Source organism: Haloarcula sp. CGMCC 1.2071, from assembly GCF_037078445.1.
Classification (GTDB): domain Archaea; phylum Halobacteriota; class Halobacteria; order Halobacteriales; family Haloarculaceae; genus Haloarcula; species Haloarcula amylolytica.
Window position 1 is genome coordinate 540,540 of sequence record NZ_JAYMGY010000001.1, and the last position, 24,352, is coordinate 564,891.

The window sequence follows — 24,352 nt, forward strand, 5'->3', positions numbered from 1 at the left end:
GTTATAGTTCGCCGAGCTTACGGAGGAGTTGGCCGCGGTACTCCTCGTCGGCCTGGACGCCTTTCAGTTCGAGGACGTTGCGCTCTAGCTTGTCGAGCGCGACGTTGAACGCGGTTTCAGCGCCGTAGCCTTCGCCGGAGCCGGCCGCCTGGCCCTTGTTGGTCCGCAGGCGGATCTGACACTGGATGAGCGGCGTGCCACGGAGTTTCTCCTTGTGCTCGTGGAACCGGACGTGGGCGTGCTGGACCTGCATCGCCCCGTACTTGTCCGCGACCGCCTCGATGTCGGACCGGATGTCCGCACGGGAGATGGTGTCCAGCAGTTTGATGTTCGTAATCTGAACGTCCATGTGTTCCTCCTCGGTGTAGGTCAGCGCGCGGAGCACGTCGGTTTTCGTGAGGATGCCGGCGACGTGGGTGTCATCGTCTTCCGGCGTGACGACGAGCCCGGCGAAGTCGTTTTCGAGCATCCGCGCGACGGCGTCCTCGACGGAGTCGCCGAGCTTCGCCGTCTCTACCGGACTGCTCATCACGTCGTAGACGGGCATGTCGAGCACGCGCTCGATCTCGCCGGAGCGGTCGCCCCGCGTCGTCTTGTTCATGTCCCGGACGACGACGTCGACGATGTCGTGGCGCGTGACCATTCCGGTCAGGCCGTCGTCGTCACCGAGCACCGGCAGCCGGGAGATGCCGTGTTTCCGGAGGAGATTCACGACTTGCCCGACGTTGGTGTCTTCGGACACCGTGATGACATCTCGCGTGTAGATGTCCTCGACGCTCAGCGCGTCGAGGTTGTCGAGAACCGCGTCGAGGATATCGTCTTCGGTGACGATACCCCAGAGCTCGTCCGCCTCGAACACCGGCGCGAGCTTGACTCCACCCTCGACCAAGACGCGCGCGACCTCGCGCACGTCGTCGGTGCGCTCGACTTTCGGTGCCGAGCGCGTCATCGCCCCCGCTTTCGCGTTGTCCTCGACGTGGGACTGGACCAGCTGTTTCTGCGTGATAACGCCAGCGTAGTCACCGTCTTCCGTGACGATAATGCCCTTAGGGTTCTCGCGTTCGAAGATAGACCGGACTTTCCCCAGGCGCTTGTTGGCGTCAACCTCGACAAACTCTCTGGTGGCGATATCAGCAATATCCATCGTTCTTCACAGTTCGTAGATTCGACGTGTGGGGTTATCAAGGTTGGTTTAGTCCCCGGAAACCGAGAGACGAACTAAGCTTTAGGCCCTTGGGTCTAAGGTCAGTGTATGCTGCCCGACATCGGCGTCTTCGGTCCCTACACCTATCTGGCCACAGAGGTGGTCTGGGGGAGTATTGCCCTCGTGCTGCTCTGGCGTGCGAACGCCCTCCGGATGGCGGCCAAGACCATCGTCGTGCTCTATCCGATTGCCTACGTCTGGGACTGGTACACCCTCACCGTCGGTGTCTTCGCGATCAAACTCCGGACCGGTGTCGACCTGCTCGGGATTCCCATCGAAGAGCACATCTTCATGATCGTGGTTCCCGCACTCATTCTCGGCATCCACGAGAACCTCCACGGTCTTTCGTCCGGGTCAAACGCCGAATAGTCAGTAATCGAATACTGGTTTCAGTTGTTAACTACTCCTGCGTTAGCGTTACAACTGGAAGTAGACCTCCTCACAGGAAATGGTGATTTCGTGCGTATCAGGGTCTGAAGACACAATCTGTCCTATGCAGACATCTCTCACAGTACCTATATGTGTCAGCCGGGAGTGCTGTCTGATAGCTATGAGTGATACTATCCCGACACCTCACATCGAGCTGTACGTTCGGTCGATGCTGCCCGACGGCGCACACGAACGACAGGAGGCGGTCATCGACCGTCTCCAGACGCTCGACGAGAACGACCACATCGACGGGTTCAACGTCATCGTTTGGGGCAAGCAGATCGCACCCCAGTCGGCCGCCGCACGGACGGAGGAAGGCACGTACATCCTGAACCGCGTCGCCGAGTTCAAGCAGTGGGCGCTGACCAACAACGTCTCGCTGGACTCCTTCTATCAGGACACGACCGTTGACTCAGAAGTGGCGGAATCGGCGTACGACACCATGGCGCTACCAGTCATGGGGCTGGCTGAGTACGACGGCAACGAACTCGTCCACGTCGCACCCTGTACGAAAGGCGATGTCGTCCACACGATTATGGACCGGCTCGAACGCCTCGAAGCGGGCCAGCCACCCGCCCTCGATCAGGAGCGCGGCGGCGTGAGCGTCGTCTAACGAGGGATCGGTTACGAGGACCGGACCGTTTCGATATACGACGTGAACTCGTCTGTCGCCGACAGCACTTCGAGCACTTCGTCCGGGTCTCCGGCCAGTTCGTACCCAGGCCGTCCTTTCCCCGTCGGTGACTCCGTCTGTTCGGTTCGTAACAGCCCCTTGTCGGCGAGTTGGCCCAGCGCCGAGATGACCTTCTGGCGCTCGACGCCGCCGAACGGCTGTCGGTCGATATCTGCGAGATGCGCCTTCGCCGTCTGGGTCACATGATAGGAGTGGGCCGGCGTTTCGCCAACCGTTTCGAGTTCTGCAACCGCCAGTAGCACGAATTGTTCGAACGCATCCGCCGACTGGACCTGATCTCTCATATAGATGACTCTAAACCGGTTGGGGCAAGAAACTATGGGACGACTCTGTCAGTCCGGTGGTCTCATCCCGACTCTGTTGAAACACACATCCGTCGGAATCACTTACTCGACGATAGTAGAGACAGACGACGAACGCGACTCGCTACGCTCGTCGGTTACGTCGTCAGAAATGGGTTCGGGCGGATTGTGAACCAGAGAAAGACTCACTTCGTTCGTCTTTCAGGGTTCAAATCCGCACTCACGCGTAGATTCGTCGTTCGCGGTTTGCTTGCGACAGAAGTAGTGGGTTCGGGCGGATTTGAACCGCCGGCCTCCTCCATGTCAAGGAGGTGTCATAACCGACCTAGACCACGAACCCTCACTGCGAGGTACACCACATTGTTTCCGGTGGGTGTAATTGAAGGTTTCGGATTCCGTATCGCCACGTTGTCTGTTGATTGCCCACACAGATACGGCAGCGAGTCGGGGTCCCGATAGGCTTAAGTCAATGTACGGATTTGTACATTACAACACGAAAAAGTCCATTGGTGAATACAATGAAAGAGTACATCGAACGCGTCACTGACGGTGACGACCTGACACAGGACGAGGCCCGAGCCGTTGCGACGACTGTCTTCGAGGATGCGACAGAGGCACAGATCGGTGCGCTCCTGACGGCACTGCGGGCGAAGGGGGAGACGGAGGCCGAGATCGCCGGCTTCGCCGAGGGGATGCGTGACGCCGCACGGACCATTCGACCGGACCGGGAGGGGCTTGTCGACACCTGTGGGACCGGTGGCGACGACTACAACACGATTAACGTCTCGACGACGAGCGCCATCGTCGCGGCCGGTGCTGGCGTCCCCATCGCCAAACACGGTAACTACTCTGTTTCTTCATCTTCGGGGAGCGCCGACGTGCTCGAAGAGGTCGGCGTCGACATCGAGGCCGAACCGCCGGCCGTCGAGGAGACTATCGAACGAGACGGCATCGGCTTCATGCTCGCGCCCGTGTTCCACCCGGCGATGAAAGCCGTCATCGGCCCGCGTCAGGAACTCGGAATGCGGACCGTCTTCAACATCCTCGGCCCGCTGACGAACCCCGCCGACGCGGACGCGCAGGTGCTGGGCGTCTACGACCCGGACCTCGTGCCCGTGATGGCGGAGGCGCTGGCCCGACTGGACGTCGAGCGGGCGCTGGTCGTCCACGGCGACGGCCTCGACGAGATCGCTATCCACGGCGAGACGGCTGTCGCGGAGGTCACCGGCGACCGGATCGAGGAGTACACCATCACTCCGGAGGATATGGGTCTGGAAACACGCGACATCGAGGCTATCTCCGGGGGATCGCCCGAGGAGAACGCCGCCGACCTCCGTGGCATCGTCACTGGCGACGTGACCGGTGCAAAGCGGGACATCATCCTCGCAAACGCCGGCGCGGCCATCTACGTCGCCGGCGTCGCCGACACGCACGAGGAGGGGGTCGAGCACGCTCGGCAGGCCATCGAGTCGGGCGCGGCGGCCGACAAACTCGACGACCTGATCGGTGCATGACGCGCGTGAAGATCTGTGGCGTGACGGACAGTACGGACCGCGATGCCGTCGTTGCGGCCGGCGCTGACGCGGTCGGCGTCATCCACGGCGTCCCGGTCGACACACCGCGGGAAGTCGACGAGGAGACGGCTGAGACGCTCGCCGGGGGCGTCCCGCCGTTCGTGACGAGCGTGCTGGTGACGATGCCAACAACGGTCCAAGAGGCCGTCAGGCGCATCGACAGGATCGAACCCGACGCGGTGCAGGTCCACGACGGACTCTCACCGGCGGAACTCGGGGCCCTCGATAGCAGAATCACCCAGAACATCGTGGCTGTGGTCGAGGCAGACGCGCCAGCCATCGAGGACTACGCTGCCCACGCCGACGCCCTGCTCGTCGATTCGGTCGACGCCGACGGCGGCGGTGGCACGGGCGAGACACACGACTGGGAGCGCACGCGCGACCTCGTCGACTCGCTTGACGTCCCCGTCGTGCTGGCCGGCGGATTGACTCCCGAGAACGTGGCCGAGGCTGTCGAAGCGGTCGACCCGTTCGCCGTCGACGTGGCGAGCGGCGTCGAGTCCTCGGGCGGCACGAAAGACCACGACGCCGTCGAGCGGTTCGTCCGGAACGCCACGCGAGCGTCGGAGGGTACGGTATGACCCTCGACATCTCCCGCGAGGAGTTCGTCGAACACGCCAAGGCCGACCGCCCGGTCGTCGTCAGGGCGGCCGCGGAACTGGACGTGGACGTGGAACCGTTGACCGCGTACGCGGCGCTGACCGGCCGCACGAGCGACGTGGCCGCAAACGACTACACGTTCCTGCTCGAAAGCGCCGAGAAGGTTGCCTCCAGCGACCCCGACGGCGCGTTCGCGCCGGAGACCGACGACCGCCACGCCCGCTTCTCTTTCGTCGGCTACGACCCGCGCGCCGTCGTCACTGTGACCGGCGACGACAGCGAGGTCGAGGCGTTCGACGACCGCTACGCCGACCTCGTGACGACCGACGGCGGCGACGTGGTCGACGACCTCCGGGCGGCGATGCCCGACGTGGCGTTGCGGAACTTCCCGGATATGGACCGGCAGCACCTCGAAGGCGGCCTCGTCGGCTTCCTCTCGTACGACGCAGTCTACGACCTCTGGCTCGACGAAGTCGGGCTGGACCGGCCCGACTCGCGGTTCCCGGACGCCCAGTTCGTCCTCACGACGTCGACGGTCCGCTTCGACCACGTCGAGGACACTGTCTCGCTCGTGTTCACACCCGTTGTCAGGCAGGGCGAGGACGCCGGTGACCGCTACGACGAACTGGTCGCCGAGGCCGAGCGCGTCGAGGGCGTCCTCTCGAACTTGTCGCCGCTTTCGACTGGCGGCTTCCGCCGTGCGGACGAAGTCGCCGGCCCCAGAGACGAGTACGAGGACGCCGTCGAGCGCGCCAAGGAGTACGTCCTCTCGGGCGACATCTACCAGGGCGTCATCTCGCGGACCCGCGAGCTGTACGGCGAGGTCGACCCGCTCGGGTTCTACGAGGCGCTCCGGGCGGTGAACCCGTCGCCGTACATGTATCTGCTCGGCTACGACGACCTGACTATCGTCGGCGCGAGCCCGGAGACGCTCGTTTCCGTCGCCGGCGACCACGTCGTCTCGAACCCCATCGCGGGGACGTGCCCGCGCGGGAACTCCCCCGTCGAGGACCGCCGCCTCGCCGGCGAGATGCTCGCCGACGGCAAGGAGCGGGCCGAGCACACGATGCTCGTCGACCTCGCGCGCAACGACGTGCGCCGCGTCTCCGAGGCCGGCAGCGTCCGCGTCCCGGAGTTCATGAACGTGCTCAAGTACAGCCACGTCCAGCATATCGAGTCGACGGTGACGGGGCGACTGGCCGAAGACAAGGACGCCTTCGACGCCGCCCGCGCGACGTTCCCAGCGGGAACGCTCTCGGGCGCGCCGAAGATTCGCGCGATGGAGATTATCGACGAACTGGAGCGCTCGCCGCGTGGCCCCTACGGCGGCGGCGTCGGCTACTTCGACTGGGACGGCGACACCGACTTCGCCATCGTGATCCGTTCAGCGACGGTCGAGGACGAGGGCGACCGGGACCGCATCACGGTCCAGGCCGGGGCCGGCATCGTCGCGGATTCGGACCCGGAAAGCGAGTACGTCGAAACCGAGCAGAAGATGGACGGCGTGCTGACGGCGCTGAAAGAAATCGAAGGGGAACCGGTCGACACGACTGGGAGTGCTGACGACGCCGAGGCTGCGAGCGGAGCCGACGGCCCCGAGGAGGTGTCCCGATGAGCGCATCTCAACCCGCAGGCCAAGCCGCCGTCAGGGACGACCTCCGCGTGCTGTTCGTGGACAACTTCGACTCATTTACGTACAACCTCGTCGAGTACGTCTCCGAACACGCCGAGACTGAAGTCGTCCGGAACACGGCATCGCTCGAAGACGTCGAGGCGTTCGACCCCGACGCAATCATCCTCTCGCCGGGTCCGGGCCACCCGAAGAACGAACGGGACGTCGGCGTCACGCTGGAGGTCCTCCGGGCGGTCAGCCCCGACGTGCCGACGCTGGGCGTCTGTCTCGGCCTCGAATCGGCGGTGTACGCCTACGGCGGTACCATCGGCCGCGCGCCGGAGCCGATTCACGGGAAAGCGTTCCCCATCGACCACGACGAGCAGGGCGTCTTCGAGGGACTGGAACAGGGGTTCCAGGGCGGGCGCTATCACTCGCTCATTGCAGAGGACGTTCCCGAGGAGTTCGTCGTCAGCGCGACGACGGAGACCGAGGACGGCACGGAACTGGTGATGGGCGTCCGCCACCGCGAGCACCCCATCGAAGCTGTTCAGTTCCATCCGGAGTCAGTCCTGACCGCGGTCGGCCACGACGTGATCCGGAACTTCCTCGCCGGACTCTAGATCACCTGGAAGCCGAGCATTCCGAGTATCCAGAGGACTGCGACGGCGATGATAGCGATGATGATGAGCCGCCACGCCACCTTCATCACGAGCCGACCGACCAGTAGCACCACGGCGATAGCCAGCAAGCCGACGAGTATCGCCGGCGGTGAGGGAAGCGATCCGAGCTGGAGGAGTGGCAACATAGTATAGAGAGGAATGCCCACGGGGAAATACTTCGTGGCCACTGCGCCAAAGATTCAAACAGCCAGCTATGCTAGCTACCCGCATGAGCGTAGCCGGACTGTGTGAAATCTGTGAGCGCCCCGACGTGGACCACACCTGCGATAGATGCGGGCGACTCGTCTGTGACCGCCACTGGGACGAGGACATCGGGATGTGCGTCGAGTGCGGTGCGGAGGTCGGCCAGCCGAGCGACCGGACATCGCCGGAGGATATGCCTGACGGCGTGGACACGTACCGGTTTTGATTAGCGGAACTGATTCAGTCGCTGTTTGAGCTGTTTTGCGGACTGTCCGGCGGCCTTGAAGAACGCGTCGCCGGAGTCGTCCCGCCGCGTGTCGGCATCCTCGCCGGCGAAGATGATGCCCCGCGAGGAGTTGACGAGGCCGACGCCGTCGGCGAGACCGTGCTCGACGGCGGCCTCGGCGTCGCCACCCTGTGCGCCGACGCCGGGGACGAGAAACGGGATGTCCGGGACCAGTTCGCGGATGTCTTCGAGTTCGTCGGGGTTGGTCGCACCGACGACGAGGCCGACGTTCCCGTTCCCGTTCCAGAGGTCCGCGAGGTGGACCACGCGCTCATAGAGCTTCTCGCCGGAGGCCAGTTCGAGGTCCTGGAGGTCCTCGCCGCCGGGGTTGGACGTACGCCCCAGCACGAACACGCCCTTGTCCGCGCGCTGGAGAAACGGCTCAAGCGAGTCGCGACCGAGGAACGGGTTGACCGTGATGGCGTCGGCCGCAGGCCCCTCCTCGTCGTCGAGAATCCGGGCGTACTGCCGCGCCGTGTTGCCGATATCGCCCCGCTTGGCGTCCAGCAGCACGGGCACGTCCTTCCCGTGTGCGTAGGCGATGGTCTCTTCGAGGGCGCGCCAGCCGTCGGCGTCCTCGTAGAAGGCGGCGTTTGGCTTGTAGCAGGCGGCGTGTTCGTGGGTCGCGTCGATAATTCGCCGGTTGAACTGCCAGCGCGGGAGGTCGGCGTCCAGCACGCTGTCTGGGAGGCGGTCGGGGTCCGGGTCGAGGCCGACCGACACCACGCTGTCGGCGGTCGCGATGCGGTCCGCGAGACGGTCGAAGAAGTGCATAGATACCGCGGCGGCTGGCAGCGATACAAGCGTTTCCTTCTCGCGTCGTGTCCCGCTTCGGCGGAATCAGATCTGATATTTTCTCCCCTGTCTATTTCACACCGCAGGTAGAAGCGCGCTCATGGACCGTTTCATGGATGTCGGCCATGTGGCCGAGACCCTCCCAGACCTGAGCGAAGCCCTGGACGACCCGCGGCTGCGGCAGTTCGGACTCGTCGGCGGTGTCCTGCTCGTGGCCGTCGGCGCGCTGTTGTCGCTCGCGCCCGCGTCCGGTCAGTGGCTGTTCTGGTCGTACGCTGTCGCGGCAACGCTGGTGTTTATCGGCGTTCCGCTGTTGTGTCTCGGCCTCGCCGCTCCCGACCCGGAGCCCGGGTCGCTGTTCCATCTCGGCATCGAACTAACGACGACACAGCGCCGGGCCGTCGCGCTGGGCTCGCTCTGTATCACGGCGACACCGATTGTCATCGCCGTCGGAACGCCGCTCGGCCTCCCGACGCTGGTGCTTGCTATCGCTGCCGCGACAGCGGTACTCGGCTCCGTGCTCGTCCTCACTGGCTTCGTCGCATGGACATCTGCGGCTATTGCCGAGCCGAGCCGCCACTGATTGCAGATATTTCGGCCGCAGTCCAATCGTCTCCTTCGGTCGAAAAACCCGTCTTACTCCGAGAGGGACTGCTCCAGCACGTCGACCGCGGCTTTCACCGCTGCGCCGCTGTGAACGACAACTGTCGTCCCGTCGACGGTGAGATCATCGCGCTCCGGCACGGTTGCGGGCTCTCGCTCCAGGACCAACCGAGCCGTCGCCGACGTTACCTCGACGACTGCCACTTCGGCGTCGTCGGCCGTCACGCGGTAGGCGAAGGCCCCGTCCGGCGTCGGGTCCACGTCCCTGTCGGCATCGACGACAGAAACGCCTGAGAGCGGCCCGCGTTGGAGGCCGGTCAGCTCCGAGGCGAGTAACTGTCCGATCCGTCGGCCGTCAGCGATCCTGTCTTTGACCATTAGAGCTCCTCCCGAACGTCCGCAGCGATGGCTTCGACGTCGACACCCTCACTCCGCGCGTACACCACGGCCGCGGCCTCGAGCGTGACACCGATGTCGGACTGGAGCGCGTTGATGCCGGCGACAGCGGTCTGTTTCTCGATGCCGGCCTCGACGACCGCGTCGAGCACCCGCTCGAACGTCGACCGCGACTGCAGGATTTCCTCACCCGGCGTGAACCCGTCCGGAATCGCGGTGTGTGTCGCGTCGAAAGCGACGACGAGGTCGTCCTCGTCCCGTTCGACCAGCCCCTCGCTCGCGGCCACGTCCACCAGCGTCTTGGCCTGGTCGGGCGAGAACCAGTTCCGGTCCAGCGAGAGCGCGACGACGAACTCGCTTTCCGCCATCCGGTCGGTTCCACGCTGGCGGAACGGCGCGGCGACGGCCGTCTTCAGACTCATCGTCAGAGCAACCGGTCGGCGCGGGGGTAACGATTACGATGGCGAGTCGGCATCGAACGGTTCAAGTAGCCGCTGGGTCTTCCTTCCCGTATGAAAGACCAGGGACGCTCCCCTCGCAAGCGGACAGGCGGCCGCCGACGACCGAACCACAAGAAGAAGAAACACGAGCTCGGCAAGGACACCGTCGAGACGCAGGTCGGCGAGCAGCGACTGAAGACCGTCGACTCCCGCGGTAACACCCAGAAGGTCCGTGCGGTCAAGACCGACGTTGCGAGTATCGCCGACGGCGCGGAAACCATCGAAGCGACCATCGAGAACGTCGTCGAGAATCCGTCGAACCCGAACTACGCCCGGCGAAACATCATCACGAAAGGCGCAATCCTCGACACCTCCGAGGGACAGGCCCGCGTGACCTCCCGCCCCGGGCAGCACGGTCAGGTCAACGCCGTGCTGGTCGAGTAATCCGGCACGCAATCAGCTTTTTCGGCTGTTCACGGACTCGGAGCGACAGCGTCAGCTATGGCCGGGGAGCGGCCTTCTGGAGCGCGCTTTCGGCGATGTTGCCGCCGTAGTCGGCGGTTCGGGACAGCGAGTCGACCACGCGGCCAAGTAGCTGTGCGCTCTGTGGGTCTAGCTCCCTGACTTTCCCGTCGACCTCGCGGGCGGTTTCGTCGACTTCGGGAATACGAGCACGGGCCTCGTTTGCCAACTCGACGGCCTCGTCGTTGTCGTCAGCCAACAGCGCATCCATCGCGGTTTCGGGGACGGCGATGGCCTCGGTTTCCAACTGGTCGAGAAGGTCGGCAGTTTCGCCGGTGATTTCACCGATCTCCTGAGAGAGGCTGGCGATCTTGGTCGCGTGGTCGGCAATGCGCTCTAGCTGACGGGCGCTGGACTGGTAGTCGAACACTGTCTCACGCGGGAAGCCGATTTCGTTGGCAGCCGTCGGATTGCGAAGGACGGTTCGGAACACGCGCGAGACCATGTACCAGAGGCGGTCCACGTCGTCGTCGCGTTGTATAACGTCTTCTGCGAGGTCGTTGTCGTCCTCGATGAGCGCCTCGACAGCGTCGGAGAGCATCGTCAACGAGACCAGCCGCATACGCGTAATAGCGTTGAGGACGGACAGCTCCGACGAATCGAGCAGGTCCTGCAGAACGACTCGGTCAGCCGTCTCTTCGATCATCTCCAGGCCGACCAGTCCCTGTGTCGCATCGCGGATGATCCGTCGCTGCTCGGCCGTTATCCGAGCGGCCTCCAGTCGGATGATGTCGAAGCCGCTGACGTACATCGTCATCACTGCCCGCGTGAGTTCGTGCCTGTTTTCGAGGCCAGTCACGTCCAGCGTTCCCTCGACGTGATCGTCGCCGTGCTGTGGCGAGACCAGTAGCAGGTCGTCTTCGGCGTAAAACTCGACGATACTGCCGCTCTCGACACCATTCTCAGTCGCCCACTCCTTCGGTAGTGAGACAGTGTACGTGGACCCGCCCGTCAGCTGTACTTTGCGCGTCTCCATAGTACTACGAATACGCGCTGTAGATTTATAAAATATGCTGTGACTATATATTACGGGTTGGGTTTCTGACTTATGCTGTTATGAAATAACGACACACGGTGAGGGCGGTGAATTATGGGGTACTGTGGCAATTTCTGACCCAGTGACTTGTTCACTGGCTTGGCCGCTATCGGGTTCAAACACCCGATATCCCGTTTTAGCCCCGTGAAATAGTAACGGCCTCGGAAAATATATAGAGGTATATAGTATTTATACCCGGATATAGGGCTAATAGTAGGGTACTTATCCGCTCTGTAACTTCCATCAGGTGATGACAGATTCACCGAGCGGTGGTTTCTCACGCCGCCGATTTTTAACAAGTTCTGGTGCGATTGGGACGCTGGCACTGGCCGGTTGTACGCAGAACACGAGCAGTGGCAACGGCGATGGCTCCGGTAACAACAGTTCTGATGGGAGCAGTTCTGACGGCCTCTCGGGACAGGTCATTATCAAGGGCAGCAGTACTGTGTTTCCCATCTCCGACGCGATGGCCGAGGAGTTCATGGAAGAACATGAAAACGTCAACGTGACCGTCGACTCCACAGGAAGCGGGGGCGGCTTCGAGAACTGGTTCTGTCCCGGCGACTCTGATATCAACGGGGCTTCCCGCCCCATCAGCGACGCCGAGATAGAGCAGTGTTCTGGCAACGACGTCGAGCCTGTCGAGTTCGAAATCGCGGGCGACGCACTGACCGTCGCGGTCAACAACGACGCCGACTGGGTCGACTGCATAACCTTCGACGAACTGCGCCAGATCTGGAGCGACGAAGCGGGCGTCACGAACTGGTCGGACGTGCGCGACGAGTGGCCCGATATGGAGATCGAACGCTACGGCCCGGCGTCGACCTCCGGGACGTTCGACTACTTCAACGAGAACGTCGTCGGCGAAGACACTGAACACACGACCGAGTACCAGCCGACCGAGGAGGACGAGACTATCGTCCAGGGAATCCGCGACAACGAAGGCGGCATTGGGTACTTCGGCTTCGCCTACTACAACTCGAACTCCGAGGCGGTGAAAGCCGTCGAAGTCAGGGCTGAGGAGGGTGACGAATGTACACCGCCGAGCCTGGCAAACGCCAAGGACGGTTCCTACCCGCTTGCCCGGCCGCTGTTCCTCTATGTGGCCGAGTCGGCCCTCCAGACGGAGGAAGTCTCCGAGTTCGTCGAGTTCTACCTCGAACAGGCCGAAACCGATGTCGTCCAGGAAATCGGGTACGTGCCGTCGAGCGCCGAGCAGCGCGACGAGAACCTCGAAAAGCTGGACGAGATCGTCGGCTAACACGGTCGAGAGTCGGCTTACTCACATGAGTACATTATGAGAGACAACACAATGAGTACCGAGACGCCCGGGCCGAATATTACGTCCAGACCGAGCGGGCGTGCAGCACGCGAGCGTATGTACCGATACGTCTTGCTCCTGTGTGCTGCCACGTCGATTCTCGTCACCGTCAGCATCGTCGTGTTGCTCGCACGCGACGCGATTACGTTCTTTACGCTGGTGAACCCGGTCGACTTCTTCACCGGAACGGAGTTCCTCATCAGTCGGAACGTCTACGGGTTGCTCCCGCTGTTAAGCGGCACGCTGTTGGTCACAGTGATCTCCGCCGTCATCGCACTCCCGACGGGTGTCGCGGCCGCGGTCTATCTCAGTGAGTACGCCAGCGACCAGATGCGCTCAGTGCTGAAACCGGGCCTTGAAATTCTGGCTGGTATCCCGACCGTCGTCTACGGTATCTTCGCGCTCGTGTACGTGACGCCGTTCCTCCAGACCATCGGACTCCCGGTCAACACGTTCAACATCCTCAGCGCCTCCATCATGGTCGGGATCATGATCATCCCCATGGTCTCCAGTCTGAGCGAGGACGCGATGAGCGCTGTCCCAGACTCGTTGCGACAGGCCGGTTACGGGATGGGCGCGACGAAGTTCGAGGTGACAACCGGCGTCGTCGTCCCCGCGGCGGCCTCGGGCATCTTCTCCTCGTTCATCCTCGCCCTGTCGCGGGCTATCGGCGAGACGATGATCGTCGTTGTCGCGGCCGGCAGCCGGCCCCGGATGCTGAACCTCTCGGACCCGCTCGCGAACCTCTTTCAGGGGTATCAGCCGATGACGGCAGCGATGGTCCAGATCAACAGCGCCGACAGCGTCAGTCAACTGGGCTTTACCAGTCTCTTCGCTATCGGCCTGACGCTGTTCGTCATCACGTTCCTGTTGAACCTGCTGAGCAACCGAATCGCGGCGCGCTACCGGGAGGAGTACGAATGAACACTGGAGGACTGAACTGATGGCAACACGAGAACCTGAAACGGGCTGGCACGGGGAGGACAGCGATGTCAACCATCTTCGGGGGCGTGCCTTCGAGGCGACCTGTCTCGCAGCGACTGCGTTCGGACTCGTTTCCGTCCTGCTCCTCCTGCTGTTCGTCGCCAACGACGCGTTCCGGCCCTTCTCGGCCGACGCGGGATGGCTGGCGACCTACGCCGCCACCGTGCTGGTGCCGCTGGCCGCACTGGCCGTCTACTACTATCGACTCGACGAACCGGCCGGCGAGGTCGCCTACGTCACCAGCGGGCTCCCGGTCGTCGGACTCCTGCTGACAGGCGGGTTTGCGGTCCTGTTCATCGAACTGCTCTCCGTGCTCGAGTGGTTCGCGCTCCTCATCTCGCTGGTCGTGGCCGGCGGCCTGATCGCCGCACACGGCCGACTGCGGCCGAAGGCCGCGCTCGAACGCCTCGCCGTGGTGCTCCTCGCCCCGATAGTCACGGTGTTCGGGCTGCCACCCACCAGCTTCAATCGGTTTGTCACCGACACCGCCGCGGCGCTCGGCCTCGACTTCGGGCTGTACTATCGCGTAATAAGCCTCCGAGAAGCCATCATGATGCTCCCGTTCGTGCCCACGGACTGGGTCATGTTACTCCTGACGCTCGTGCTCCCGGTCGCCGGTGCCGCAGGCTGGTTCGTCGAACAGCGACGTGAGTCGCGGCGAGACGGCCTGGCCGTCGTCGGGCTGACGACGGCAGTTGCGGTGGTGGGCGTCGTCGCCGGGCCGCTACTCGGGATCGGGACTGACGTGTGGCTGCTCGTAGTCACGTTCGCCGTACTCCCGCTGGGTGTCTACGTCGAAGGCGTGCTCCGTCGTGGCGAGGGCGTCCGCGGCCTCGCCTTCCCGGTCGCCGCCGTGCTTGGCGTGGTCGTCGGCAGCGTCGTCACCGGCGCGCTCGGGTTCGCCGGCCCGGACCCCTGGCTCGACTGGGGGTTCCTGACGAGTGCGACCTCGCGGACCGCCGCCGATGCCGGTATCTACCCCGCGATGGTGGGCTCGGTGATGATGATTATCGTGATCGTGCTCACCACGTTCCCGGTCGGCGTCGGGGCGGCGATCTACCTCGAAGAGTACGCTCCCTCACAAGGACTGATGGGCAAGTTCGTCACGCTCATCGAGATCAATATCGGGAACCTCGCCGGTGTGCCGTCGGTCGTGTACGGCCTGCTCGGACTGGCGCTTTTCATCCGGGTTCTCCAGTGGCCTCAGGGCTCCGTTATCGTCGCCGGCCTCGCCGTCGGCCTGCTGATACTCCCGATCGTGATCATCTCCGCCCAGGAGGCGATTCGCTCCGTTCCCGACTCGTTCCGACAGGCCTCCTACGGGATGGGGGCGACCCGCTGGCAGACGATTCGGCAGGTCGTCCTCCCCGAAGCACTTCCGGGCATTCTGACCGGGACGATACTGGCGCTGGGTCGGGCTATCGGCGAGACGGCCCCGCTGCTGATGATCGGGGCGGCGGCGTCGGTCCGACTCGCGCCAAACAGCTTCTTCGACGTAGCGAGTATGATGCCCCGCCAGATCTTCTCGTGGTCGTCGGAGCTGGACCCGTCGTTCCGCCACGGCGTGCTGGCGGCCGGCGTGATTACACTGCTTGCAGTGTTGCTGGTGATGAACGCGACAGCGATTGTCATCCGGAACCGGTATCAGCGAACAGGATAATTCATGACAGAGAACGAGATGACGAGCAACGAGAGTACCGAGCCCACACCGAGCACTGAAACGGCCGCGTCGTCGCCGGACCCGTCCGGCGACCCTCTCGTCGACCAGTCGATCGACGTGGAGGGAACGGACGCGAACGCGGGCGAGACGGGGAAGCCAGTCATCGAGTCCCGCGACCTGAACGTGTTCTACGGCGAGACGCAGGCGCTACAGGGTATCGACCTGGCTATCCCGGAAAAACAGGTGACGGCCATGATCGGACCCTCCGGCTGTGGCAAGTCCACGTTCCTGCGGTGTATCAACCGCATGAACGATCTCATCGACGCGGCGCGGGTCGAGGGAGACCTCTACTTCGAGGGGAAAAACGTCTACGATGCCGACGTGGACCCGGTGGCGCTGCGGCGACGCATCGGAATGGTGTTCCAGCACCCCAACCCCTTCCCGAAGAGCATCTACGACAACGTCGCTTACGGCCTCCGGATTCAGGACCAGACGGAGGACATAGACGACAAAGTCGAGACGGCGCTCAAGCGCGCCGCGCTGTGGGACGAAGTCAAAGACCAACTGGACAAGAGCGCGCTCGACCTCTCGGGCGGCCAGCAACAGCGGCTCTGCATCGCCCGCGCTATTGCCGTCGACCCGGACGTAATCCTGATGGACGAGCCGGCGTCGGCGCTTGACCCGATTGCCACCTCGAAAATCGAGGACCTCATCGAGGAACTGGCCGAGGAGTTCACCGTCGTCATCGTCACCCACAATATGCAGCAGGCGGCCCGGATCTCGGACAAGACCGCCGTCTTCCTCACCGGTGGCGAGCTGGTCGAGTTCGACGACACGGACAAAATCTTCGAGAATCCCGACAGTCAGCGCGTCGAGGACTATATCACCGGCAAGTTCGGATAGCCGTCGCGGCTCGCTTTTGCCGTCGCCGCCTACCGCTCTAGCGTCGCCTCGGTGTCGATGCCGTACGCGTCTGCCGGCGTCTCGACGTGTGCCGTTCTGACTGCGTCTTCGTGGCCGTTCTCCAGTAGCCAGCGGACGCGCCGTGGCACCGTTTTCGGGCCGAGCACTGCGCCGGGACGGTCCGGGTCGTCGATGTAGTCGGTCTCCATCAGGAACGGCTCGTCCGTCTCAACCGCAATCTCCAGTTCGTCCTTATCCGCAAGCACTGATTTGACTGGGCCACGGAGCCGCCCGCCGGAGTAGTGTTTGACGACCTGCATACGGTCGAGGCCACGGTCTTCGGCCCAGCCAGCCACTGTTTCGAAGTCTTCGCCGCCTTCCGTATGGAGTTGTATCGCACAGCCCACGTCGGCGGCGCGTTCGAACCCGTGGCACATCACCGCATTGGAGGCCTCCCAGACGGCGTCGTCAACGTCGTAGTGCGGTCGCCCGGACTTCATCGCGAGCGCGTCACCGTTATCGACGTACTCCGCCGCCACGTCGAGGCCGGTCTGCATGATGTCCCGTGCTTCCGGCGGCGTGTAGCCGTCATCAACGAGTTTCGAAATCAGCGCCGGGTGGACGCCGAGGACGGGCCAGGCGCAGCCATCGAGCACTTCGGACGCCGCTGTAGCGGCCTCGACGGTGAGGTCGAACACCTCGCGGAACGTCTCCGCCTCTGTCGCCTTCTCGACGAGGTGCCAGGACGGCTTGTTGAGCACTAACAAGTGTGTGCCGCCCTGTGAGGCGAACTCCTCGGCTGCCGCGACGTTCCGGCCGTTGACCGGATCGAGATGGAGGTGGTTATCCAGTACCGGCGTGTCGTCGATGTCCATACGTGGCCAATGCACTGGCGGAAAAAACAGTTGGCGTCACGGAGTTCGGCCCTCAGAGCGTCACTGCGTCTTCGGCCGCGTTGCGTAACGCGTCCGAGCGGCCGTATTCTCCCGGCGCGATGGCGACCGTTTTGACCCCTTCCCGTGCAGCCACTTCCAGCGCCGGCTTGAAATCCGTGTCCCGCGAGGCGACGACCAAGACGTCGATCTGTCCCGAGGCGACGGCATCTGTCGCGTCGACGGCGAGTCGGACATCAACGTCACCGCTGGTGGTTCGGACCTCGAAGCCCCGGGCCTCGGCGGCCTGAATCAGCCCCGGCGAGGCGTTCTGGTCGACGTAGAGGCGAGTCAACGCCATCGGGCCGTATTCGACTGCAATGTCCCGGACCTCGTCGAGGTCGACATCGAACTCAGACCTGAGCACGTTCGGACCGTCGACGAACAGTCCAACACGCTGTTGCGAGTCTTTCTCCCCGAATATCCGACGAAACAGCTCCATGCGCCCCTTTCCCTTCCCGGCCCGCTTATGCGTGCCGTTTCATATCGTAAATCAGTAACCGCTATATCAAATGCAACTGCACAACACTTAGGAGGATCCCCTCCTCACTTCATGGATAGTCTTTCCAGACAGCGGCGACTGGCGGCAACTGCTCGATATTCGGTACTATGAGTAAGGAATCTCTTCACAATCGAGACGTCCTAAACGGGCTTTGCGAGATAATTTCCGACCCAGCGATCGTACTAGATGCTGATGGCGTCTTTGTCGACGTCATCCATAATGCCCACAACGGGGCACTATTCTTCAGACAGCCGGAAACGTTGTTAGGCTCAGATCTCTGGGACGTCTTCTCCACAGCACAGGCTGACCAGTTCTACACAGTCATCGAGGACGCTCTGCAGGCAGGCGAACAGCAACACATCGAGTACCACCTATCGCTCGACGACGGGGATCGGTACTTCGAGGCTCGCGTCACGCCGGTTGGCAGTGACAGTACAGAACACGTGCTATGGCTGGCCGAGGATATCACGCAGCGAAAGCGACGCGAGGAGAAGCAGGTCCTCATCGAGCGAGTGTTCGAGATAAGCCCGGTCGGTCTCGTCGTCGTCGAACCGTCAGGCAAGATTTTGTTCGCCAATGACCGCGCTGAGGACTTGCTCGGCCTCGAACGCGGTACAATCACTGGGAGGCGGTACGACGAAGCGGAGTGGAATATCTTCTACGAAGACGGCACTCCGGTCCCTGAAGCGGAGCATCCGGTTACGAGAGTACTCGAATCCGGCGAGCCAGTGTTCGGATTCGAGCACTGGATAGAACTCGCCGACGGGACCGAACGGTGGCTTTCGAGCAATGCCGCGCCGATACTGGGTGATGACGGGACCGTCGAGCGTGTCGCCGTTGGCATGGACGACGCAACGAGATTGAAACAGCGGGAGGAGCAACTGGAGTGGCTTATCGGGACGGAGATGCTCGCCGACGTCGGCGGATGGGAACTGGATCTGGAGACAGGTCTAATAGAGGGAACCGCGGGGATGAAACGCCTGTACGGGCTCCCGGAGTACAATCCGACGCTCGAGGAGGCACTCGAGCAGTACCATCCCAACGATAGAGCGGCCCTTCGTGACGCTATCGAGACCTGTCGCGAAACCGGCGGCCCGATGGAGCTGGAAGCGCGCCGCCAGACCGCGGACGAAACCGAGCGCTGGTTCCGACTCCGGGCAGAAAAAACCGTCCGGGGCGGGGAACCGAAACTGCGAGGCATCGTTCGCGACATCACTCAGGACAAGGAGCGAGAACAGCGGATAATGGTCATGAGTCGGATTCTCCGGCACAACATCCGAAACAAGTTGACCGTGATACGGGGTAATTCGAGGCTCCTCAAAGAAGAACTCGGCTCGTCCGAGTTCTCAGTCGACGCTGCCAGAGGACACATCGACAGAATCGAGAACGCGTCGAAAGAGCTCGATTCACTGGCCGAACGAGCACGGACGTTCGACCGGGTCATCGAGCGCGACCTCCGAAGCGGGACAGTCCACCTACGGCAAGTCCTCACCGATGTCCGTGACGATCTTGTAGACCAGCATCCCGAGGCCGCAATCGAGGTGACACTTACCGACGCGGAGGTGGCTGGTGATAGGATGGCTATCGACCTGATGCTGGAGATTCTTGTCGAAAACGCGCTGGAATACAGTGATCTACCTAGCCCGAGGGTCAAACTTACGGCTGAAGAGACCTCGTCGGGCCAGGTGACAGTCAGCGTCGATACCGACGGGTCCGGTATCCCCGACATGGAGCGCAAGGTCCTGGCTTCGGAGACGGAAGGGCCAGTGGCACACAGTCGCGGTCTCGGGCTGTGGGCGGTTACATGGCTTGTCCGACGTCTCGGCGGGTCTGTGACGCTCGACGAAGACGCCGATGGCGGCGGAACGCGAGTTCGACTCGCGTTCCCGCTGGCGCGGAGCGAGTAACGAACGACAGCGTATTTTCCGTCCCGGTTCTGTCGCTCCATCTAGCGCAATCGGCGATTTGATATCGCCACATATGATTTATCATGAGGCCACAGGCGGTCAAGGGCCAAACGGTAAGACCACGCGGTACGAGAGGTCCGCGTATGACACTGCGGGCACCACCGCTCTCTGCGGTTCACCAGCGAGCCGACGCTTCGTTCACCGATTTCGGCGGGTGGGAGATGCCGGTCGAGTTCGAGTCGATCCGCACAGAACACGAGGCCGTCCGGAGCGAAGCCGGGAAGTTCGACGTTTCGCACATGGGACAGATAACCGTGGCCGGTCCGGACGCGGCGACGCTGACACAGCGGCTGACCACCAACGACGTGACCGTGCTGGACCCGGGCGAGGCCCAGTACGGGGCTATCACAGACGAGGACGGAATCATGCTGGACGACACCGTCGTCTACCGACTGCCGGAAGGCGCAGCCGATGAATTCCTGTTCATCCCGAACGCCGGGCACGACGGGGAGATGACCGAACGGTGGCTCTCTGAGCGGGACGAACGGGGGCTCGACGCGACGGTGGCGAACCGGACCGAAGAGTACGCCATGATCGCCGTTCAGGGGCCCGACGCGCCGGACCTGCTGGCAGCCGAGACAGCTGTCTCGCTCGCTGACCTGTCGCGGTTCGAGGTGGCTGACGGGGCTGTCGCCGGTGTCGACTCGTTGATCGCTCGGACGGGATACACGGGCGAACGCGGCTTCGAAATCCTCTGTCCGCCCGACGAAGCCGAGGCGGTCTGGGGCGCGCTTGAGTGCCAGCCCTGCGGGCTCGGCGCGCGCGACACCCTCCGCCTTGAGATGGGCTTTCTGCTCTCCGGTCAGGAGTTTCACCCGGTCGACGAGCCCAGAACGCCTTACGAGGCCGGTATCGGCTGGACCGTCAAGCTCGATACGGAATTCGTCGGCCGGGACGCACTGGAGGGCATCGCCGCGGACGGTCCCGAAGAAAAGCTCGTTGGCATCGAACTCGTCGACCGCGGCATCCCGCGCCACGGGTACGACGTGACGACGCCGGACGGGGAGCCCATCGGCCACATCACAAGCGGCACGATGAGTCCGACGCTCGGAGCGCCGATCGCCCTCGCCTACGTCCCGGCGGCGTACGCCCAACCGGACGAGTCCGTCCGCGTTGTCGTCCGCGGCGAACCGAAGAAAGCACGTACCAGGAGCACACCATTCCTCGATAGATGAGCTTCGACGTTCCCGACGACCTGCGATATCTGGAGTCACACGAATGGGTACGCGTCTCCGGCGACACCGCCGAGGTCGGCATCACGGCGTTCGCACAGGACGAACTCGGCGACGTGGTGTTCGTCGAACTGCCCGAGGAAGGGGCGGAGCTGACCGCGGGCGAGGACTTCGGCGTGGTGGAGTCTATCAAGGCCGTGTCCGACGTGTACGCCCCCGTTTCCGGTACCGTCACAGCAGTCAACGACCGGCTCCGCGACGAGCCGGAACTGCTGAACGAGGACCCGTTCGGTGACGGGTGGATGCTTGAGGTCGAGATCGCCGACGAGAGCGACGAGCTGCTCTCACCCGCCGCGTACCGCGACCAGATCGAGTAACTTCCCGGTGGGAGTGATCTCTTGCGGGGGTGAAAGGAGTAACCTAATGTGGACACGGTCGCTAGCTGCCGATATCATGTCACCCCGGCGCTACTGGGTGGTTCTCCAATGAGCAATAGTGACTCACACGCGACAGGCAGTCCGTACGCACCGCAGACGGCCGCAGAGACCGCGGCGATGCTCGATGCAGTCGGGGCCGACGACCTCGAATCGCTGTTCGACGTTCCTGAGTCCGTCGCCTTCGACGGCGAGTTCGGTATCGACGCCCGGAGCGAGCGGGCGGCGCGCCGGGAAGTCGCCGGCCTCCTGGGCCGCAACGCCGACCTCACCGAGTTTCTCGGCCGTGGCCACTACGACCACTACGTCCCGAGCGTCGTCGACGACCTCGCCAGCCGCTCGGAGTTCCTGACCTCCTACACGCAGTACCAGCCAGAGGTCGCACAGGGCTTTCTCCAAGCGTTGTTCGAGTTCCAGTCGATGCTGGTCGAACTCACGGGACTGGGCGTCGCCAACTGCTCGATGTACGACGACGCGACGGCGCTGGGCGAGGCGGCGACGCTCTCCCAGCGAGTGCGCTCGGTCTCGGGCGACCGGATTCTGGTTCCCGAGCACCTCCGGGAGGGCAAACGCACCGTTCTGTCGAACTACGCCGATGGCCCGGACCTTACCGTCGAATCCTATCCGATGACCGACGGCGTTGTCGACGTGGCGGCGCTGTCCGACCAGATCGGCGACGACACTGCGATGGTGTACGCCGAGTCGCCGACGGTCCGGGGCGTCATCGAAGAACGGCTCGGGGCTGTCGGCGACCTGGCCCACGACCACGAGGCGCTGTTCTGTCTCGGCTCGGACCCGATAGCGCTGTCCCTGCTGGAGCGCCCGGCCGACGTCGGAGCCGACGTAGTCGTCGGCGACGCCGCGTCGCTGGGGACCGGCACCGCCTACGGATTCGGCCTCGGAATGTTCGTCACCCGCGAGGAGTACCTTCGGCAGGTCCCCGGCCGGCTGGTCGGGGCCAGCGAAGACGCCGCCGACCGCCGCGCGTACACGCTGACGCTCCAGACGCGGGAGCAACACATCCGCAAGGAGCGGGCCACCTCCAACATCTGTACGAATCAGGCGTGGGTCGCGCTTCGGACCGCAATGCACGCCGCGTGGCTCGGCCCGGACGGGCTGATCGACCTCGCCGAGGACTGTGTGACCCGCGCCCGCGACCTCGCCGACCGCCTCGACGACATCGTCGGGGTGCAGGCACCAGTCCACGACCGCCACCACTTCAGGGAATTCCTCGCCCGTACGGACCAGCCGGCCAGCGCCATCGTCGCCGACCTCGCAGCCGAGGGCTTTGCGGTCCACGCGGTCGGCGACCATCTGGTGCAGGTGTGTGCGACTGAGACGACCGCCGAAGCCGAAGACGAGTTCGTCGCGGCGCTCCGGGAGGTGGCGAAATGACACTCGCCTCGCGCTACTCAGCGAAACACCGTGGGACAAACCGCGTCCCACGAGCTTCACGCTCGACACGGGGGTGTCTCTTCGCTTCGCGCTACTCAGCGAAACACCGTGGGACAAACCACGTCCCACGAGCTTCACGCTCGACACGGAGGTGTCTCTTCGCTTCGCGCTACTCAGCGAAACACCGTGGGACAAACCACGTCCCACGAGTTTCACGCTCGACACGGGGGTGTCTCGCGTGAAATACGACCAGGCGCGCTGGACCGACGACAGTGACGACCGGTACGAGCCGCTGCTCTCGGAGAAAGCCAACGAGACGGTCGAGGTTGAGGACTCGCCGCTACCCGACGATCTGACACGGGACTCGCTTTCGATGCCGGACCCCGCCGAACCCGAACTGGCCCGGCACTACACGCGCCTCTCCCAGATGAACTACGGCGTCGAGAGCGGGCCGTTCCCGCTTGGCTCGTGTACGATGAAGTACAACCCCTCCTTCACCGAGGACGTGGCCGCACGGGCGGATGCCGCCATCCACCCGGACCGGCCTGATTCCACAGTGCAGGGGACGCTGGCGCTGTGTCACCGGCTACAGGACTACCTCGGCCGTATCGGTGGGATGGACGCTGTGACACTGCAGCCGCCGGCCGGCGCGGCCGGTGAGTTCACCGGCATCCAGATCGCGAAGGCCTACCACGAGAACAACGGCGACGAGCGCACGGAGGTCGTCATCCCGGACTCGGCACATGGCACGAACTTCGCGACGGCGGCGATGGCCGGCTACGAGGTCGTGGAACTGCCGAGCGGCGACGACGGCCGCGTCGACATCGAGGCACTGGAGGCTGCCGTCGGCGACGACACCGCCGCGCTCATGCTCACGAACCCCAACACGCTGGGGCTGTTCGAGCGCGACATCGAGCACGTCGCCGACATCGTCCACGACGCCGGTGGCCTGCTGTACTACGACGGCGCGAACCTCAACGCCCTGCTCGGGCGGGCTCGCCCCGGCGACATGGGCTTCGACGTGATGCACTACAACGTCCACAAGACGTTCGCGACGCCCCACGGCGGCGGCGGCCCCGGGGCCGGCCCGGTCGGCGTCCGCGAGGAACTGGCCCAGTTCCTCCCGGACCCACACGTCAGAGAGCGCGGCGGCAACTACGAACACTACGAGCCGGACAACACGATCGGGAAGGTCCACGGCTTCTACGGTAACTGGCCGGTACTGCTCAAGACCTTCGCCTACATCGCCAGACTGGGCGACGAGGGACTCCGGGACGCCAGCGCGAAGGCCGTGCTGAACGCGAACTACCTCGCCGAGCAGATCGAGTACGAGGTGCCCTTCGGCCCGTTCCACCACGAGTTCGTCGCCAGCGCCGGCGAGCAGGACGCCGCCGACGCGGCCAAGCGGATGCTCGATTACGGCGTCCACCCGCCGACGACGAAGTGGCCCGAAATCGTCGACGAGGCGCTGATGACCGAGCCCACGGAGAGCGAAACCAAACGCTCGCTGGACCAGCTCGCGGCCGCGTTCAACGCCGTGGCCGGCGACTCCGACGCCGAACTGGCCGACGCGCCGTCGCGTCCGGCGGCGAAACGCATCGACCAGGCGACTGCGGCCCGAAACCCGCGGCTCTCCTGGCAGGCGCTTGACGACACGTAGCTGCTCGTTTCGACAATTGATACTCCCGCCCGAGCGTATATGCCACCTCGTTGTATAGCAGTT

Annotated in this window: 27 protein-coding genes and 1 tRNA gene; 18 read left to right on the plus strand and 10 right to left on the minus strand. The window is 63.8% G+C overall.

Annotation, left to right across the window (positions count from 1 at the left end; translation table 11 throughout):
- Nucleotide 1 precedes the first annotated feature (1 nt).
- Nucleotides 2-1,144 carry a CBS domain-containing protein gene (locus VI234_RS02820; RefSeq protein WP_050007162.1) on the minus strand — a complete coding sequence of 381 codons (1,143 nt, stop codon included), beginning with the start codon at nt 1,142-1,144 and terminating at the stop codon, nt 2-4.
- 108 nt (nt 1,145-1,252) lie between these two features.
- Here VI234_RS02820 and VI234_RS02825 point away from each other — a divergent pair, with 108 nt between their 5' ends.
- Both VI234_RS02825 and VI234_RS02830 read left to right on the plus strand, forming a co-directional pair.
- Complete coding sequence (locus VI234_RS02825; RefSeq protein ID WP_014040839.1) at nt 1,253-1,573, plus strand: lycopene cyclase domain-containing protein; 321 nt, start codon at nt 1,253-1,255, stop codon at nt 1,571-1,573.
- Between the two features lie 181 nt (nt 1,574-1,754).
- Entirely contained in the window at nt 1,755-2,246 is a 492-nt protein-coding gene (locus VI234_RS02830; RefSeq protein WP_008311549.1) for an HTH domain-containing protein, read from the plus strand.
- An 11-nt stretch (nt 2,247-2,257) separates the two neighbouring features.
- Here the strand turns inward: VI234_RS02830 and VI234_RS02835 are convergent, their stop codons facing one another.
- Both VI234_RS02835 and VI234_RS02840 read right to left on the minus strand, forming a co-directional pair.
- Nucleotides 2,258-2,611 (minus strand): hypothetical protein, encoded by a 354-nt coding sequence (locus VI234_RS02835; RefSeq protein ID WP_008311551.1) that lies wholly within the window; start codon nt 2,609-2,611, stop codon nt 2,258-2,260.
- Nucleotides 2,612-2,894: 283 nt separating this feature from the next.
- Nucleotides 2,895-2,969 (minus strand) — tRNA-Val (locus VI234_RS02840).
- Nucleotides 2,970-3,147: 178 nt separating this feature from the next.
- Here VI234_RS02840 and trpD point away from each other — a divergent pair.
- From trpD to trpG, 4 genes are read left to right on the plus strand one after another with little or no spacing between them, the layout of a single operon-like run.
- Complete coding sequence (trpD, locus tag VI234_RS02845; RefSeq protein WP_008311553.1) at nt 3,148-4,143, plus strand: anthranilate phosphoribosyltransferase; 996 nt, start codon at nt 3,148-3,150, stop codon at nt 4,141-4,143.
- Nucleotides 4,140-4,784, plus strand: a complete 645-nt coding sequence (locus VI234_RS02850) for a phosphoribosylanthranilate isomerase (RefSeq protein WP_008311555.1) — start codon at nt 4,140-4,142, stop codon at nt 4,782-4,784. The genes trpD and VI234_RS02850 overlap by 4 nt, the downstream gene beginning before the upstream one ends.
- Nucleotides 4,781-6,418, plus strand: coding sequence for an anthranilate synthase component I (gene trpE, locus VI234_RS02855; RefSeq protein ID WP_336329188.1), 1,638 nt, complete (start codon nt 4,781-4,783; stop codon nt 6,416-6,418). The genes VI234_RS02850 and trpE overlap by 4 nt, the downstream gene beginning before the upstream one ends.
- Entirely contained in the window at nt 6,415-7,038 is a 624-nt protein-coding gene (gene trpG, locus VI234_RS02860) for an anthranilate synthase component II (RefSeq protein WP_008311559.1), read from the plus strand. Before trpE ends, trpG begins: the two co-directional genes overlap by 4 nt.
- Here trpG and VI234_RS02865 read toward each other — a convergent pair.
- Nucleotides 7,035-7,223 carry a hypothetical protein gene (locus VI234_RS02865; RefSeq protein ID WP_008311561.1) on the minus strand — a complete coding sequence of 63 codons (189 nt, stop codon included), beginning with the start codon at nt 7,221-7,223 and terminating at the stop codon, nt 7,035-7,037. The genes trpG and VI234_RS02865 overlap by 4 nt on opposite strands.
- Before the next feature lie 83 nt (nt 7,224-7,306).
- Between VI234_RS02865 and VI234_RS02870 the strand changes: the two genes are divergently transcribed.
- Complete coding sequence (locus VI234_RS02870) at nt 7,307-7,507, plus strand: hypothetical protein (protein WP_008311563.1); 201 nt, start codon at nt 7,307-7,309, stop codon at nt 7,505-7,507.
- Here the strand turns inward: VI234_RS02870 and pyrF are convergent, their stop codons facing one another.
- Complete coding sequence (gene pyrF, locus VI234_RS02875; protein WP_336329189.1) at nt 7,508-8,341, minus strand: orotidine-5'-phosphate decarboxylase; 834 nt, start codon at nt 8,339-8,341, stop codon at nt 7,508-7,510.
- A gap of 121 nt (nt 8,342-8,462) precedes the next feature.
- On the opposite strand from pyrF, the gene VI234_RS02880 reads away from it, so the two are divergent.
- Nucleotides 8,463-8,945: a hypothetical protein gene (locus tag VI234_RS02880; protein ID WP_049943000.1), complete on the plus strand. Its 483-nt coding sequence runs from the start codon at nt 8,463-8,465 to the stop codon at nt 8,943-8,945.
- Between the two features lie 53 nt (nt 8,946-8,998).
- On the opposite strand, the gene VI234_RS02885 is transcribed toward VI234_RS02880, so the two are convergent.
- The gene (locus VI234_RS02885) at nt 8,999-9,343 is read right to left on the minus strand and encodes a hypothetical protein (protein WP_008311568.1); all 345 of its coding nucleotides are present in this window, start codon (nt 9,341-9,343) and stop codon (nt 8,999-9,001) included.
- A complete protein-coding gene (locus tag VI234_RS02890) occupies nt 9,343-9,783 on the minus strand; it encodes a DUF2240 family protein (protein ID WP_008311569.1) in 441 nt (146 codons plus the stop codon). The genes VI234_RS02885 and VI234_RS02890 overlap by 1 nt, the downstream gene beginning before the upstream one ends.
- Nucleotides 9,784-9,873: 90 nt before the next feature.
- Between VI234_RS02890 and VI234_RS02895 the strand changes: the two genes are divergently transcribed.
- Nucleotides 9,874-10,245, plus strand: a complete 372-nt coding sequence (locus VI234_RS02895; protein ID WP_008311571.1) for a 30S ribosomal protein S8e — start codon at nt 9,874-9,876, stop codon at nt 10,243-10,245.
- 55 nt (nt 10,246-10,300) lie between these two features.
- Here VI234_RS02895 and VI234_RS02900 read toward each other — a convergent pair whose 3' ends face one another.
- On the minus strand, nt 10,301-11,299 hold the full coding sequence (locus VI234_RS02900) for a phosphate uptake regulator PhoU (protein WP_008311572.1): 999 nt from the start codon (nt 11,297-11,299) through the stop codon (nt 10,301-10,303).
- A gap of 310 nt (nt 11,300-11,609) precedes the next feature.
- On the opposite strand from VI234_RS02900, the gene VI234_RS02905 reads away from it, so the two are divergent.
- From VI234_RS02905 to pstB, 4 genes are read left to right on the plus strand one after another with little or no spacing between them, the layout of a single operon-like run.
- The gene (locus VI234_RS02905) at nt 11,610-12,620 is read left to right on the plus strand and encodes a PstS family phosphate ABC transporter substrate-binding protein (RefSeq protein WP_336329190.1); all 1,011 of its coding nucleotides are present in this window, start codon (nt 11,610-11,612) and stop codon (nt 12,618-12,620) included.
- 51 nt (nt 12,621-12,671) lie between these two features.
- Complete coding sequence (pstC, locus tag VI234_RS02910; protein WP_049943002.1) at nt 12,672-13,604, plus strand: phosphate ABC transporter permease subunit PstC; 933 nt, start codon at nt 12,672-12,674, stop codon at nt 13,602-13,604.
- Between the two features lie 19 nt (nt 13,605-13,623).
- The gene (gene pstA, locus VI234_RS02915; RefSeq protein ID WP_008311575.1) at nt 13,624-15,324 is read left to right on the plus strand and encodes a phosphate ABC transporter permease PstA; all 1,701 of its coding nucleotides are present in this window, start codon (nt 13,624-13,626) and stop codon (nt 15,322-15,324) included.
- Between the two features lie 3 nt (nt 15,325-15,327).
- Entirely contained in the window at nt 15,328-16,227 is a 900-nt protein-coding gene (pstB, locus tag VI234_RS02920) for a phosphate ABC transporter ATP-binding protein PstB (protein WP_336329191.1), read from the plus strand.
- Between the two features lie 29 nt (nt 16,228-16,256).
- Here pstB and VI234_RS02925 read toward each other — a convergent pair whose 3' ends face one another.
- Together VI234_RS02925 and VI234_RS02930 are read right to left on the minus strand one after the other, a co-directional pair.
- Nucleotides 16,257-17,102 (minus strand): TatD family hydrolase, encoded by an 846-nt coding sequence (locus tag VI234_RS02925; RefSeq protein WP_008311577.1) that lies wholly within the window; start codon nt 17,100-17,102, stop codon nt 16,257-16,259.
- Between the two features lie 52 nt (nt 17,103-17,154).
- Nucleotides 17,155-17,601, minus strand: coding sequence for an NYN domain-containing protein (locus VI234_RS02930; protein WP_008311579.1), 447 nt, complete (start codon nt 17,599-17,601; stop codon nt 17,155-17,157).
- A 167-nt stretch (nt 17,602-17,768) separates the two neighbouring features.
- Here VI234_RS02930 and VI234_RS02935 point away from each other — a divergent pair, with 167 nt between their 5' ends.
- The 5 genes from VI234_RS02935 (at nt 17,769) to gcvPB (ending at nt 24,289) form a co-directional block, all read left to right on the plus strand.
- Nucleotides 17,769-19,568 carry a sensor histidine kinase gene (locus VI234_RS02935; RefSeq protein ID WP_336329192.1) on the plus strand — a complete coding sequence of 600 codons (1,800 nt, stop codon included), beginning with the start codon at nt 17,769-17,771 and terminating at the stop codon, nt 19,566-19,568.
- A gap of 143 nt (nt 19,569-19,711) precedes the next feature.
- Nucleotides 19,712-20,803: a glycine cleavage system aminomethyltransferase GcvT gene (gene gcvT / locus VI234_RS02940; protein ID WP_336329193.1), complete on the plus strand. Its 1,092-nt coding sequence runs from the start codon at nt 19,712-19,714 to the stop codon at nt 20,801-20,803.
- Nucleotides 20,800-21,177 (plus strand): glycine cleavage system protein GcvH, encoded by a 378-nt coding sequence (gene gcvH, locus VI234_RS02945; protein ID WP_008311586.1) that lies wholly within the window; start codon nt 20,800-20,802, stop codon nt 21,175-21,177. The genes gcvT and gcvH overlap by 4 nt, the downstream gene beginning before the upstream one ends.
- A 108-nt stretch (nt 21,178-21,285) precedes the next feature.
- A complete protein-coding gene (gene gcvPA / locus VI234_RS02950; protein WP_336329194.1) occupies nt 21,286-22,629 on the plus strand; it encodes an aminomethyl-transferring glycine dehydrogenase subunit GcvPA in 1,344 nt (447 codons plus the stop codon).
- Between the two features lie 238 nt (nt 22,630-22,867).
- Nucleotides 22,868-24,289: an aminomethyl-transferring glycine dehydrogenase subunit GcvPB gene (gene gcvPB, locus VI234_RS02955; protein ID WP_336329195.1), complete on the plus strand. Its 1,422-nt coding sequence runs from the start codon at nt 22,868-22,870 to the stop codon at nt 24,287-24,289.
- Nucleotides 24,290-24,352 lie beyond the last annotated feature (63 nt).